This window comes from Pseudomonas sp. RC4D1 (assembly GCF_018390395.1).
Classification (GTDB): Bacteria; Pseudomonadota; Gammaproteobacteria; order Pseudomonadales; family Pseudomonadaceae; genus Aquipseudomonas; species Aquipseudomonas danubii.
In genome coordinates this window covers 2,701,340-2,714,149 of the sequence record NZ_JAHBAW010000001.1, presented here as the reverse complement: position 1 = coordinate 2,714,149, position 12,810 = coordinate 2,701,340, and the positions used below count along the sequence as shown (strand labels likewise).

Sequence of the window (12,810 nt, the reverse complement as noted above, 5' to 3'; positions counted from 1 at the left end):
CATTGGCCATCAACGGCTATGCTAGAGTGCATTCAAACCAATAACAGGTCATGCCGGTCTTGCGTCTGCTCAAGGGAAATGGGGGACTTCCTGACACCACCGGACAAGCCACGCTGGGGCTTTATGCGCTATTTGCTGATGTTGCTGTTGAGCTTGCCGATGCTGGCTGGCGCCGTCGAGTTCGACGAGTTCACTCAACGCCTGCCCTTGGGCCGAGTGATGCAAGTACTCGAAGACGTGGGTGGCGAAGCGACAATTGCCGAGGTCAGTTCGGGGCCGATGGCTGAGCACTTCAAACCCCACGATAAAGATACCCTCAATGCCGGTTACTCTCGTTCGGCCTTCTGGCTGAAGATCGACCTTCAATACCGCCCCGGCAATCCCACGGCACAGCGCAGCTGGTTGCTGGAACTGGCCTATCCGCCCCTGGATCACCTGGATCTGTACGTCCCCGATGAAGCCGGTGGCTTTCGTCTGGCGGAGCGCACCGGCGATGCCTTGCCATTCGACAGCCGACAGATTCGCCAGAACAATTACCTGTTCAACCTGAATTTCTCCCCCCATGAGCACAAGACTGTCTATTTGCGCCTGGCCAGTGAAGGTTCGATCCAGGCGCCGCTGAGCCTCTGGTCCAACACGGCCTACCTCGAGGCGCAGCCAGTGCGGCTCTACGTGCTGGGGCTGATCTACGGGGTGTTGCTGGGCATGCTGGTGTACAACCTGTTCATCTATCTCAGCGTGCGTGATACCAGCTACCTCTACTACATCGTCTACATCGCTTCGTTCGGTCTTTATCAACTGTCGGTCAACGGTGCCGCAGTGGAGTACTTCTGGCCCAACAGTCCTTGGTGGGCCAATGCGGCGACGCCATTCTTCATCGGCGCCGCGGGGCTGTTCGGCAGTCAGTTCGCCCGCAGTTTCCTGCAGACCTCCCGGCACAGTCCCTGGGTTGACCGGGTGCTGCTGGCGCTGATGGCGTTCGGCGCAGTGGTCATGGCCTTGTCACTGATGACCAGCTACGCCCTGGCCTTGCGCCTGGCAACCACCTTGGCGCTGCTGTTTACCGTGGTGATTTATGTGGCGGGGATCGTCGCCTGGTGTCGCGGGTTGCGGGTGGCGCGTTACTTCATCATTGCCTGGTCGGCCTTTTTGTTTGGAGGGGTGATCAACACCTTGATGGTGCTGGGTTACCTGCCGAACGTATTCCTGACCATGTACGCCAGCCAGATCGGCTCGGCGATCGAGGTGGCGCTTCTGTCCCTGGCTCTGGCCGACCGGATCAATTCGATGCGCGAGCAACAAGCCCAGACTCTGCTTGAGGCCGGGCAGAAGCTTGAAGTGCTGAACCAGCAACTGGCTCACAGTAACCGTCTCAAGGATGAGTTCCTGGCTACCCTGACCCACGAGTTGCGTACGCCGATGAACGGTGTCATCGGCTCGCTTGAGCTGATGCAGACCCTGGAACTGGACCCGGAGATGGAGCAGTACCAGCAGACCGCCGCCGGCTCGGCACGGGACATGATGCGCATGGTCAACGGCATCCTCACGTTGACCGAACTGCAAGCCGGCAAGCTCAGCGCCCAGCGCCAGCCGTTCAGCCTGCGTTCGATGCTCAGCGCACTGCAAACCCAGTTCGGCGCCAGCGCGGCGGCCAAGTCCCTGTCCTTTCAGGTCGACCTCAGCGCCGGGCTGCCCGACCGCTTGCAGGGAGATCGCTGCAAGCTCAGCCATTGCCTGGAGTGCCTGCTGGAGAATGCCGTCAAGTTCACCCATTCCGGTGGCGTGGTGTTGCGGGTGGTCACCCGGTCTGTTTCGGCCGAGCGGGTGAGCCTGAGCTTTGAGGTGATCGACAGCGGGATAGGTTTTGTCAATCTGGACGAGGCGACGCTGTACCAGCGTTTCTTCCAGCTCGACGGTTCCATGACGCGTGAATACGGCGGATTGGGCATCGGCCTGGCGATCTGCCGGCAATTAGTGGACTTGCTGGGCGGGCAGTTGACCCATGAGTCCACGCCTGGACAGGGCAGTTGTTTCCGCTTGCTGGTGGAGTTCGATGTCCAGGAACCCACTCCTCGGGCGCCGACAGCCCTTCATCGGCGTGCGCCCCAGGACTGTACCGTGCTGCTGATGGACGATAACGACGTCGATCAACTGGTGGTGCGGGGCATGTTGCTCAAGCTGGGGTACCGAGTTCGCACCGTCGGCAGTCCCACCGATGCGCTGCAACTGCTGGGGCGTGAACTTGTCAGCGCGGTGCTGATCGATGGCCAGATCACTGCAGCGCAACTGGGGGCATTTCGTCTTCAGGCCCAGGCAATGCCCGGATACGCCCACCTGCCCATCTTGCTGGCTTGCGCTCCTGGTACTGAAGGTTGTGCAGCGACAGCAGGGGCCGACTGCCTGGGCAAACCGGTGAAATTCGAGGCACTGCAAGCGGTGCTGTTGAAGCGGGTACTTTGTGTTGAGCAAGGCGAAAGTGCCGATATTTAGGCTGATATGCCACTTTGTTCGGGGTAGAGCGGGTGCTTAACTGGGGTCTTGGCACACCCTGAAGGAGTCCCGCAATGAACCTCCACCAGTTCGCTGAAACTCACGAAGTCACCAACCAGCCGCCCGCCCTGGACGGCGCCAACCTCTATCGGATCGACCTGCCGTTGCAGCAGTGGATGCGGCGTTTCGATGCCGGCTGGGCCGAATCCCGGGTCGATGCCTATGGCGCCCTGGCGGGTGGTCCGCTGATGGAGGCGGGGTTCCTGGCTAATCAGAACAAACCGGTTTTTTCCAGTCACGACCGCTTTGGTCACCGGATCGACCTGGTGGAGTTTCATCCGGCGTATCACCAGTTGATGCAGGCGGCCATCGAGGGCGGGCTGACCTCACTGCCCTGGACCGACCCACAAGCGGGGGCTCATGTAGCCCGCGCCGCCATGACCTATCTGCACAGTCAGGCCGAGGCGGGCAGCGGTTGCCCGTTGACCATGACGTTTGCCTGCGTGCCGGCGCTGAAACTGCAGCCGGACATCGCCGAGCAGTGGCTGCCGAAGATCCTCGCCACTCAATACGACCCGCGTAATGTTGGCATGCAGCACAAGACCGGGCTGACGATTGGCATGGCCATGACCGAGAAGCAGGGCGGGACCGACGTTCGTGCCAATACCACCCGAGCCTATCCGGTGGGAGCCCCGGGACCGGGGCAGGCTTATGAATTGGTGGGGCACAAGTGGTTCTGCTCGGCGCCGATGTGCGATGCCTTTCTGACCCTGGCCCAGACCGACAAGGGCCTGACTTGTTTCCTCCTGCCCCGTCATCGTCCGGATGACAGCCGCAACCAGTTCTATATCCAGCGCTTGAAGAACAAGCTGGGCAACCTCTCCAATGCTTCCAGCGAAGTGGAGTTCCGCGGCGCTCTGGCCTGGATGATCGGTGACGAGGGGCGCGGCGTACCCACCATTATCGAAATGGTCGCCATGACTCGCTTTGACTGCATGGTCGGCTCCAGCTCGCTGATGCGCCAGGCCTTGACCCAGGCCAGCCATCATTGTGCCCATCGCCGCGTCGGCGGGCGGGTGCTCAGTGAGCAACCGCTGATGCAGAACGTGCTGGCCGACCTGGCCTTGGAAAGTGAAGCGGCCCTGGCCTTGAGCATGCGCATGGGACGAGCCCTGGATCATCAGGACGATGCCCAGGAAGCGAAGTTCTCTCGGCTAGTGACGGCAGTGGGCAAGTATTGGATCTGCAAGCGCGCCCCGGCCATGATCAACGAGGCCGCCGAATGCATGGGAGGCGCCGGATATGTCGAAGACAGCATCCTGCCGCGGCTGTACCGCGAGGCGCCGGTGAACTCCACCTGGGAAGGCTCAGGCAACGTGCAATGCCTGGATGTGCTGCGGGCCTTGTCGAAAGAGCCCGGGGTACTCGATGTATTGTTTGCCGAGCTGGGAGACGGGCATGGCGAGCAGCGTCTGGCGGCGCATATTGCGGCGCTCAAGGACAGCTTCAGGGACACCGACGACATCCAGTACCGCGCCCGCCAACTGACCGAGGACATTGCCTTGGGCCTGCAGGCCAAGCTCCTGCTTGAGGCCGGTAACGAGGTGGTCAGCGATGCCTTTATCGCCAGTCGTCTTGGAGGGCAGAGCGGTCGGGTCTACGGTACCTTGCCCCGCGGGCTGGACGTAGCCGCCATTGTTGCCCGCTCCACGCCTCAAGGCTTCTGACCTTTCGTAGCAGCCGGCTTGTCGGCGAAGAGGCGTTGTCGCCATGGCCAGCGCCGACACGCCGGCTCCTATAACTCCGCTGTTCCCGTGGGGCGGTGTTGCAGGCAAGATGAACGCCTGCAAGATCAGAACACAGGATGCTTACCGTGACCGAAGCTTTTATTGTCGTTCAAACCGCCGAGCAAGCCGTGGATCGGCTTGCTGCTTTGCATGAGCGGGCCACCACGGCGCTGAGCCAGGCGCTCAAGCGTTACCTCAAGGACCGGGTCGAGCCGGATGCTGAGCAAAGAGCGCTGTTTCGCTATCCCGAATTGCGCCTGACCTACCTCTGCCATGGCGAAGTTCCGCAGACCACCCGGGCTTATGCCAAGGTGCAACTGCCGGGCACCTACAGCGTCACCGTCACTCATCCCGCGGCCTTCCGTAATTACCTGCTCGAGCAACTGGTGCCTTTGATGCATGACTTCACCGTCACGGTGGAAGTGGGTGTCAGCGAGCAGAACATTCCTTATCCCTATGTGGTGGAACAGGGCGACGAACTGGCCGGTTCCGGCGTAACCGCGGCGGCCCTGGCCCGGGTATTCCCCAGCACCGACCTGTCGGCTGCCACCGACGGTATCGCCGACGGTCTCTACGACTGGGAAAACACTCACCCGCTGCCTTTGGCGCTGTTTGATGCGGCGCGGGTCGATTTCTCTTTGCGGCGCCTGGTGCATTACACCGGCAGCGACTGGCGTCATGTGCAGCCGTGGATCCTGCTGACCAACTATCACCGTTACGTCGACCAGTTCATCGTCCATGGTCTGGAGCAACTGCGCAGTGATCCGCGTTTTGTGCGCATGGTCCTGCCGGGCAACGTGATCATTGAAAAAAGCATGGATCACGGCGAGGCTTCGGCAATCGCCGCCGGTGTTGTCTGGCATCGCTACCAGATGCCGGCCTATCACCTGCAGGCCAGCGATGGCCACGGTGTGACCCTGGTGAATATCGGCGTCGGCCCCTCCAATGCCAAGAACATCACCGACCACTTGGCGGTGCTGCGCCCTCATTGCTGGTTGATGATTGGCCACTGCGGTGGACTGCGGCAGTCCCAGACCATCGGCGATTACGTCCTGGCTCACGCCTACATGCGGCGTGACGGCATTCTTGATCGCGTGGTGCCGCCGAACATTCCGATTCCGGCCTTGGCCGAGGTCCAGCTGGCGTTGCAGCAAGCGGCGGCCAATGTCACTGGAGAGAAGGGCGAGCAACTGAAGAAGCGCCTACGCACCGGCACCGTCCTGACTTACGACGACCGCAACTGGGAGCTGCGCTGGGCCGAGGAACGTCCGTTCATCAACCTGTCTCGGGCCGTGGCGGTGGACATGGAAAGCGGCACTATCGCGGCCCAGGGCTATCGCCTGCGGGTGCCTTACGGCACCTTGCTGTGTGTCTCGGACAAACCCCTGCACAGTGAGATCAAGTTGCCGGGGGCGGCCAATGCCTTCTACGAGCGGGCGGTCAGCCAGCATTTGAAGATCGGTATCGAAGCCGTGGACCTGATGCGCAGTGAGCTCAACTCCCTGCACTCGCGCAAACTGCGCAGCTTCGACGAGCCGCCTTTCCGCTAAGCGTTTAATCCATGGTCATTTGGCGATCAGGCCACTAGCATTGTCGGTCCTGATCGCTGAATGTTCCTGATCCCATGTCCCGTCCGTCCCGTCCTGCTTCCCGTCGCCCTGGCGCGAAGCCGTTTTCCGTTTCTCCCTCCAAGCGCGTGGCCAAGGCGCCACCGGCCGAGCCGAAGCTGATCCTGTTCAACAAGCCTTTCGACGTGCTGACCCAGTTCAGCGATGGCGAGGGACGGGCGACGCTCAAGGATTTCATCGCCATTCCCGGGGTCTACCCGGCCGGGCGCCTGGACCGCGACAGCGAAGGGTTGCTGCTGTTGACCAATGACGGGCAGTTGCAGGCGCGGATCGCCGATCCCAAGCACAAGTTGGCCAAGACCTATTGGGTGCAGGTCGAAGGCGAACCCAGCGCTGAGCAGTTACAGCGCTTGCGTGACGGTGTGGAGTTGAACGACGGCATGACCTTGCCGGCCGAGGCGCGACGGCTGGAAGAGCCAGAGCTGTGGCCGCGCAATCCGCCAGTGCGTTTTCGCAAGAGCGTGCCTACTCATTGGCTGGAATTGGTGATTCGTGAGGGGCGCAATCGCCAGGTACGGCGCATGACCGCTGCCGTCGGCTTGCCGACCTTGCGGCTGGTGCGGGTCAGGATTGGCGACTGGACCCTGGATGGCCTGGATCAGGGCCAGTGGAAGGAAGTGCCGGCGCGCTTATAGAGCGCCGGATTCGATCAGGCCGATCACCACGCTCTTGATGATGAAGGCGGCCACGCCCAGGCCCAGCACGAAGAACAGGATAAAGGAGCCGAAGCGTCCGGCCTTGGACTTCTTGGCCAGGTCCCAGACGATGAAACCCATGAATATGATCAGGATGCTGACCAGACCGGTCATCATCCACTCTTCGAATACTGCTGGGTCCATCGATCATCTCCATTGCAGGCAGGGCAAAAAATGCCGGGCGAGTATACGCCAAGGGACACTTGCCGAGCATTGATCTGCCTGCGTTACGTCGCCACAGCCGCTATTCAACTGCGCAGGTGGGTCAGGGGCAGTTCGGTGCTGTTGAGTACCTGATTGAGCACGAAACTGGAGCGCACACTGGTCACGCCGTCGATACGGGTCAGGTGGCCGAGCAGCAACTTCTGATAGTGATCCATGTCCGGCACCACCACCTTGAGCTGGTAGTCGGCGTCCACACCGGTCACCAGGCTGCATTCCAGTACCTGGGGCAGGCTGCGGATGGCCGCTTCGAAGTTCTCGAAGCGTTCCGGCGTGTGCCGGTCCATGCCGATCAATACGTAGGCGGTCAGGCTCAGGCCGAGCATCTTGCGGTCCAGCAGGGCGACCTGGCGGGAAATATAACCGTCGTCTTCCAGTTGCTTGACCCGGCGCGAGCAGGGCGAGGGCGACAGACCGATGCGCTCGGCCAGTTCCTGGTTGGAGATGCGGGCATCGCGTTGCAATTCCGCCAAAATACTCAGGTCATAGCGGTCGAGTTTGCTCATCAATCAGGCCTTTGTCATAAGTATTGCGTTGAATTATCTATCTTGGGTTAAAAATTGCGCAAGAGGTGTTTTTGCAAGCAATCTTCGCAATCCGCTGTCGCCGGCCCAGGCCTATTCTTATCACCAGAATCACTGCCCGGACATAGAGTCCACTGCGGCCCGCCGAATCAGGCCTGCCGCGGCCGCCAACCCCATAGGGTTGATCCGGCCCCCGGGCTACACCCTGTCCAGAAGACGGAGTGAGGTGAGCCGGCGCCACAAGCGTCGAGCACGGACAAAATCTCAAAGGGTGGCCGACGGGCCGCCCTTTTTTATTGCCTGCGAAATAAGTCTCGTGACTGATAATCTGCTGCAGAACCGCCCCAGGCTTTTTCAGTCTTAGGTACAGGCCCCAATCCGCAGTGAGGAATAGCATGAAGTCGCGCATCTGGCGTTTGGCAGGTGTTGGTGTGTTGTGCGTGAGCGTCAGCGCGCAAGTGCTCGCCGATGAGCGGGACGAGAGACTGCAGGGAACGCCTTCCGACGGGCAGCGTGAGCATGCCCCCGAAGGGCGTGGCGAGGGCCATCAGGGCCGTCCGGCGAACTCGCCTGAACGTGCGCAACCTGCCCCGCAGCAGCCGCGTCCGCAGAATGAGATCATTCGTGGCGATAACAGCCGGCAGTTCGAACACAACGGCCAGAATCCGGGTGGGCAGTGGCAGAACCGTCCCCAGCATGATCCCAATCAGCAGGGGCGACCGGCTCCTCAGCAGCCGCAGCCGGCGCCAGGGCTGCCCATCCAGAGCCGGCCCGATACCGTGCGCCAGACCCAGGAGCCCCTACGCGGCTACTACCAGGACATTCCCCGGCGCAACGATTACAACCCGCATTGGCAGGCCGGTGGTCCAGGCTCGCGTCCCGACCATGGTCGCCCCAACGACTATCGCTGGCCGGGCCGTCCCGACGGGCATGGCAACGGCTGGGGGCCAGGTCCGCAGTACCGCCCGGGCTACGTGATTGACCGTTTCCCCGAGCGCAATTACCGGGTGCCTTACCGTGGCCAGGATTACTTTTTCTCGGGGGGCTACTGGTATCGTCCACAAGGTCCACGGTATGTGGTGGTGCGCCCGCCTTATGGGATTCGAGTGGCCTACCTGCCTGACTACGCACGGGAAGTGTGGATCGGCAGCGCGCTGTTTTTCCTCGCCGCCGGAGCCTATTACACCTATGAAGCCAACACCCAGCAGTATGTCGTGGTCGAACCGCCCGTGGGTGTGCCGCCGCCGGACCAGCAGCCGGCTGGCAATGGCTATGACGTGCTGGCGTACCCGGTCAACGGCCAATCGCCACAGCAGATCGATCAGGATCGCTACGACTGCTATCGCTGGGCGGTGCAGCAGAGTGGCTTCGATCCGGCCAGCGCAACCTACCAGCCGGCCCCGCAAGTGGTGCAGGCCTACCGTCAGGCCCAGGGCAACTGCCTGAGCTCGCGGGGTTACCAAGTCACTTACTGAGCCCTGGCGGCCTCGACCACTTCCTGCGGATCGGCGTGTACCAGCACCTCGGCCCGTGGATAGGCCTGGTGGATCGCGTCGGCGGCCTGATCGCTGATGGCGTGGGCCACCGACAGGCTCAGGTCGCCGGGCAGTTCCAGGTGCAGTTGGACGAACCAATGGCTGCCGGAAATCCGCGTGCGCAAGTCATGGGCGCCCAGCACGCCGGGCACACTGCAGGCCAGTTCCAGCATGTGTTGGCTGACATCGGCGGGCAGTTCCTCGTCCATCAGCACCGAGAAACTTTCCCGGGCGATCTGGATCGCGCTCCAGAGAATGTAGACAGCGATCCCCAGGCCGAACCAGGCATCCACCTGATGCCAGCCGAAGGCCGCCAGTACCAGGGCCAGGAGGATGCTGCCATTGAGCAGCAGGTCGGAGCGGTAGTGCAGGGAGTCGGCCCGTACCGCGTTGGAGCCGGTTTCGCGGATCACCCGATGTTGCAGGATCAATAGCGCCACGGTCAGCACCAACGACAGCCCGATCACCCCGATGCTCAGCCAGGGCGCGCCTACCGGTTCCGGGTGCTGCAGGCGTTCGAACGCCTGAAAGCCAATCAGCACCGCACTGCCGGCGATGAACAGCGCCTGGGCCATGCCCGCCAGGGACTCCGCCTTGCCGTGGCCGTAGCGGTGATCATCATCGGCCGGGCGCAGGGCGTAATGCACCGCCAACAGATTGAGCAGCGAGGTGAAGCCGTCGAGCACCGAGTCGGTCAGCCCCGCCAGCATGCTCACCGAGCCACTGAGCCACCAGGCGATGGCCTTGGTCACAATCAGGATGCCTGCCACCGTAACCGAGGCGCGGGTGGCCAGGCGCAGGAGGCGAGCGTGTTCCGGGTTGCCAATCATCGGCGGCGGGTTCCTTGAAGGTGGGGTCAGGCTGCAGGCTGCAGACCGTACAAGGCCAATTGCTGCACGCTGCCCTTGTGCTGGATCAGGCGCGGATCATCCAGAGGGAAGCTGCCCCCCAGTTCGCTTTCCAGAATGGCCTGCAGTTTGCGGTTGTCGACTTTACCGTCGGTGCCAATGGCCTGCTGGAGTTTTTCCGGCGCGATTTGCGCGGTCTTGCCCGGCTCCAGGTAGATCGCCCCGGTGGCGAAGTCGACGCCAAAGGCGATCAGCCCCGGAATGACATAGAACAGCAGGCCCACGGCATCGAGCACCACCACCACTGGATCGATCTTGCCGTCGATCTGGCCGCGGCGGTCGGGAAAGAAGATCGAGCCACAGGCTGTGAGTTGGGTCAGCAGGGTGGTCACCAGAACGCCGCCAATGACACGGTGGGGAATACGCATGGATATCTCCTGGTAAATATGCAGACAAAGCGAAATGGAGCGGGGCATTGAGTCTTGTCGATCAGCACTCAGACCATGATTAACCCCAGGCAGTTCGCCGTTATACTCGCGCCTCTGTTTTGGAGCCAGCATGAATTCTTTGCCAATTGATGAAGTTTTGCCTGCATTGCGCGAGGCCCTGGCGGCGCGCCATGAAGCGGTGCTCGAAGCCCCGCCCGGTGCCGGCAAGACCACCCGTGTGCCCCTGGCGCTTCTGGATCAGGACTGGCTGGCCGGACAGACCATCCTCATGCTCGAACCCCGGCGCCTGGCGGCCCGGGCTGCGGCGGAGCGCCTGGCCAGCGAACTGGGGGAGAAAGTCGGTGAAACCGTGGGCTACCGCATCCGCCTGGAGAGCAAGGTCGGCCCGCGGACCCGTATCGAAGTGGTCACCGAAGGCATCCTCACCCGACGCCTGCAGGACGACCCGGCCCTGGAAGGGGTTGGCCTGCTGATCTTCGATGAGTTTCACGAGCGCAGCCTGGATGCCGACCTGGCCCTGGCCTTGAGCCTCAATGGCCGGGAGCTGTTTCGTGACGAGCAGCCCCTGAAGATTCTGTTGATGTCGGCGACCCTGGAGGGCGAACGTCTTTCCACGCTGCTGGGCGATGCGCCGATCCTGCGCAGTGAGGGGCGCATGTTCCCGGTGACCCAGCGCTGGGGGCGGCCGTTCCAGCCCGGCGAGTTCATCGAACCGCGGGTGGTGCAGACCGTGCTTGAAGCCATCAACGATGAAAGCGGCAGCCTGCTGGTGTTTCTCCCAGGCCAGGCCGAGATTCGTCGAGTGCATCAGCAGTTGGCCGAGTCCTTGGGACAACGCAGTGAGATTCTGCTCTGTCCACTGCACGGCGAGCTGGACCTGGCCGCCCAGCGCGCGGCCATCGATCCGGCCCCGGCGGGGCGGCGCAAAGTGGTATTGGCCACCAACATCGCCGAAACCAGCCTGACCATTAACGGCGTGCGGGTGGTGGTGGACGCCGGGCTGGCCCGAGTGCCGCGCTTCGATCCCGGCAGCGGCATGACCCGCCTCGACACCCAGCGCATCTCCCGGGCCAGCGCCACCCAGCGCGCCGGCCGGGCCGGGCGCCTGGAGCCTGGCGTGTGCTATCGCTTGTGGTCGGCGGATCAACAGGAACAACTGGCGGCCTATGCCGGCGCGGAGATCCTTCAGGCCGACCTGGCCGGTCTGGCCCTGCAACTGGCGCGCTGGGGCGTGACCCCGAATCAGCTGGCCTGGCTGGACCCGCCTCCCAGCGCCGCTTATGCACAGGCTCAAGACCTGTTGCAGCGCCTGGGAGCGCTCAACGATGACGGCACATTGACCCGCCACGGTCAGGCCATGGCCGAGTTGCCGGCCCATCCGCGCATTGCCCACTTGCTGTTGCGCGGCCAGTCCCTGGGGCTGGCGCAGATGGCCTGCGACGTCGCGGCCCTGCTGGGGGAACGGGACATTTTGCGCGGTGCCGGCGCCGACCTGCACAGTCGCCTGGTGCTGCTTTCCGGGGAGGAGCGCGCGGCCCGTGGTGCACAGGGTGGTGTCCAGCGTGCGCGGCAACTGGCGCGGCAGTACCGTGGCTACCTGCGAGGGCAGCCCGAGGCCGCCGTCGCCGATCCCGAGCATCCGCGCTGGCTTGGTGCCTTGCTGGCCCTGGCCTATCCCGACCGGGTGGCCCAGCAGCGCCGTCCCGGTGGTGCCGAGTATCGACTGGCCAACGGTCGCGCGGCGCTGTTCAGCGAAACCGACAACCTGATGAAGCAGCCCTGGCTGGTGATCGCCGACCTGGGCAGCCGCCAGGGCCAGCGTGAGGAGCGCATCTACCTGGCCGCGGATTTTGATCCGACCCTGTTCGATACCGTGCTGGCAGAGCAGGTGCGCAACGTCGACCAGCTCGATTGGGACGAGCGTGAAGGCGTGCTGCGGGCCGAGCGTCAACGCAAGGTTGGTGAGCTGGTACTCAGCCGTGAACCGCTCACCGGCCTGGACGAGTCAGCCCGTAGTCAGGCTCTGGTCAATCTGGTGCGGCGCAAGGGCCTGGAGCTGCTGCCCTGGACCCCGGAGCTGCGCCAGTGGCAGGCTCGGGTGACCTTGCTGCGGCAGCTGGATCTGGCGGACAAGGGCGAGAGCCAATGGCCGGATGTCAGCGATGGCGCCTTGCTCGCAGGGCTGGAGCAGTGGTTACAGCCCTACCTGGGCAAGGTGTCGCGACTCAGCCACTTTGCCAACCTGGAGCTGGCCGGCATCGTCCACAACCTGTTGCCCTGGCCGCTGCCCCAGCGCCTGGACGAGCTGGCTCCGCATCATCTGACAGTGCCCTCGGGCTCCTCGATCCGACTGGACTACAGCGAGCAGCCGCCGATTCTGGCGGTGCGCCTGCAGGAGCTGTTTGGGCTGTCGGACACGCCGCGGATTGCCGGTGGCCGCCAAGTGGTCAAGTTGCACTTGCTGTCGCCGGCGCGGCGTCCGGTGCAGGTCACCCAGGATCTGGCGAACTTCTGGCGCAGCACTTACGCCGAGGTGAAGAAGGATCTCAAGGGCCGTTATCCCAAGCATTACTGGCCGGACGATCCACTGATTGCCGAGGCTACGGCGCGGATCAAACCCCGCAAGTAGAGC

10 protein-coding genes are annotated in these 12,810 nt (G+C 63.0%); 6 read left to right on the top strand and 4 right to left on the bottom strand.

Annotated elements, in window-relative coordinates:
- The first annotated feature begins 123 nt into the window (after nt 1-123).
- From KHO49_RS12505 to KHO49_RS12490, 4 genes are all read left to right on the top strand, one after another.
- A complete protein-coding gene (locus KHO49_RS12505) occupies nt 124-2,490 on the top strand; it encodes a hybrid sensor histidine kinase/response regulator (RefSeq protein WP_213665274.1) in 2,367 nt (788 codons plus the stop codon).
- Nucleotides 2,491-2,564: 74 nt separating this feature from the next.
- Nucleotides 2,565-4,217, top strand: coding sequence for an acyl-CoA dehydrogenase family protein (locus KHO49_RS12500; protein ID WP_102882321.1), 1,653 nt, complete (start codon nt 2,565-2,567; stop codon nt 4,215-4,217).
- Between the two features lie 137 nt (nt 4,218-4,354).
- Nucleotides 4,355-5,827: an AMP nucleosidase gene (gene amn, locus KHO49_RS12495; protein WP_181430847.1), complete on the top strand. Its 1,473-nt coding sequence runs from the start codon at nt 4,355-4,357 to the stop codon at nt 5,825-5,827.
- A gap of 146 nt (nt 5,828-5,973) precedes the next feature.
- Nucleotides 5,974-6,540 (top strand): pseudouridine synthase, encoded by a 567-nt coding sequence (locus KHO49_RS12490; RefSeq protein ID WP_162884158.1) that lies wholly within the window; start codon nt 5,974-5,976, stop codon nt 6,538-6,540.
- On the opposite strand, the gene KHO49_RS12485 is transcribed toward KHO49_RS12490, so the two are convergent.
- Nucleotides 6,535-6,744 (bottom strand): DUF2788 domain-containing protein, encoded by a 210-nt coding sequence (locus KHO49_RS12485; protein WP_003228500.1) that lies wholly within the window; start codon nt 6,742-6,744, stop codon nt 6,535-6,537. The two genes, KHO49_RS12490 and KHO49_RS12485, sit on opposite strands and share 6 nt — an antisense overlap.
- 104 nt (nt 6,745-6,848) lie before the next feature.
- On the bottom strand, nt 6,849-7,328 hold the full coding sequence (locus KHO49_RS12480; protein WP_102865370.1) for an Lrp/AsnC family transcriptional regulator: 480 nt from the start codon (nt 7,326-7,328) through the stop codon (nt 6,849-6,851).
- A gap of 413 nt (nt 7,329-7,741) precedes the next feature.
- Between KHO49_RS12480 and KHO49_RS12475 the strand changes: the two genes are divergently transcribed.
- Nucleotides 7,742-8,821 (top strand): DUF6515 family protein, encoded by a 1,080-nt coding sequence (locus KHO49_RS12475; protein ID WP_213665082.1) that lies wholly within the window; start codon nt 7,742-7,744, stop codon nt 8,819-8,821.
- Here the strand turns inward: KHO49_RS12475 and KHO49_RS12470 are convergent.
- Both KHO49_RS12470 and pmcY read right to left on the bottom strand, forming a co-directional pair.
- Entirely contained in the window at nt 8,815-9,711 is an 897-nt protein-coding gene (locus KHO49_RS12470) for a cation diffusion facilitator family transporter (protein ID WP_213665081.1), read from the bottom strand. The genes KHO49_RS12475 and KHO49_RS12470 overlap by 7 nt on opposite strands.
- A 26-nt stretch (nt 9,712-9,737) precedes the next feature.
- Complete coding sequence (gene pmcY / locus KHO49_RS12465; protein WP_123390353.1) at nt 9,738-10,157, bottom strand: periplasmic Zn2+ metallochaperone PmcY; 420 nt, start codon at nt 10,155-10,157, stop codon at nt 9,738-9,740.
- Nucleotides 10,158-10,287: 130 nt separating this feature from the next.
- On the opposite strand from pmcY, the gene hrpB reads away from it, so the two are divergent.
- A complete protein-coding gene (gene hrpB, locus KHO49_RS12460) occupies nt 10,288-12,807 on the top strand; it encodes an ATP-dependent helicase HrpB (protein WP_213665080.1) in 2,520 nt (839 codons plus the stop codon).
- Nucleotides 12,808-12,810: the final 3 nt, after the last annotated feature.

What these genes read in the sequence shown, in the direction of transcription:
- hrpB (WP_213665080.1), top strand. Translation starts at nt 10,288, where the DNA reads ATGAATTCTTTGCCAATTGATGAAGTTTTGCCTGCATTGCGCGAGGCC.
- KHO49_RS12505 (WP_213665274.1), top strand. Translation starts at nt 124, where the DNA reads ATGCGCTATTTGCTGATGTTGCTGTTGAGCTTGCCGATGCTGGCTGGC.
- KHO49_RS12485 (WP_003228500.1), bottom strand. Translation starts at nt 6,744, where the DNA reads ATGGACCCAGCAGTATTCGAAGAGTGGATGATGACCGGTCTGGTCAGC.
- KHO49_RS12475 (WP_213665082.1), top strand. Translation starts at nt 7,742, where the DNA reads ATGAAGTCGCGCATCTGGCGTTTGGCAGGTGTTGGTGTGTTGTGCGTG.
- KHO49_RS12480 (WP_102865370.1), bottom strand. Translation starts at nt 7,328, where the DNA reads ATGAGCAAACTCGACCGCTATGACCTGAGTATTTTGGCGGAATTGCAA.
- amn (WP_181430847.1), top strand. Translation starts at nt 4,355, where the DNA reads ATGCTTACCGTGACCGAAGCTTTTATTGTCGTTCAAACCGCCGAGCAA.
- KHO49_RS12500 (WP_102882321.1), top strand. Translation starts at nt 2,565, where the DNA reads ATGAACCTCCACCAGTTCGCTGAAACTCACGAAGTCACCAACCAGCCG.
- KHO49_RS12470 (WP_213665081.1), bottom strand. Translation starts at nt 9,711, where the DNA reads ATGATTGGCAACCCGGAACACGCTCGCCTCCTGCGCCTGGCCACCCGC.
- pmcY (WP_123390353.1), bottom strand. Translation starts at nt 10,157, where the DNA reads ATGCGTATTCCCCACCGTGTCATTGGCGGCGTTCTGGTGACCACCCTG.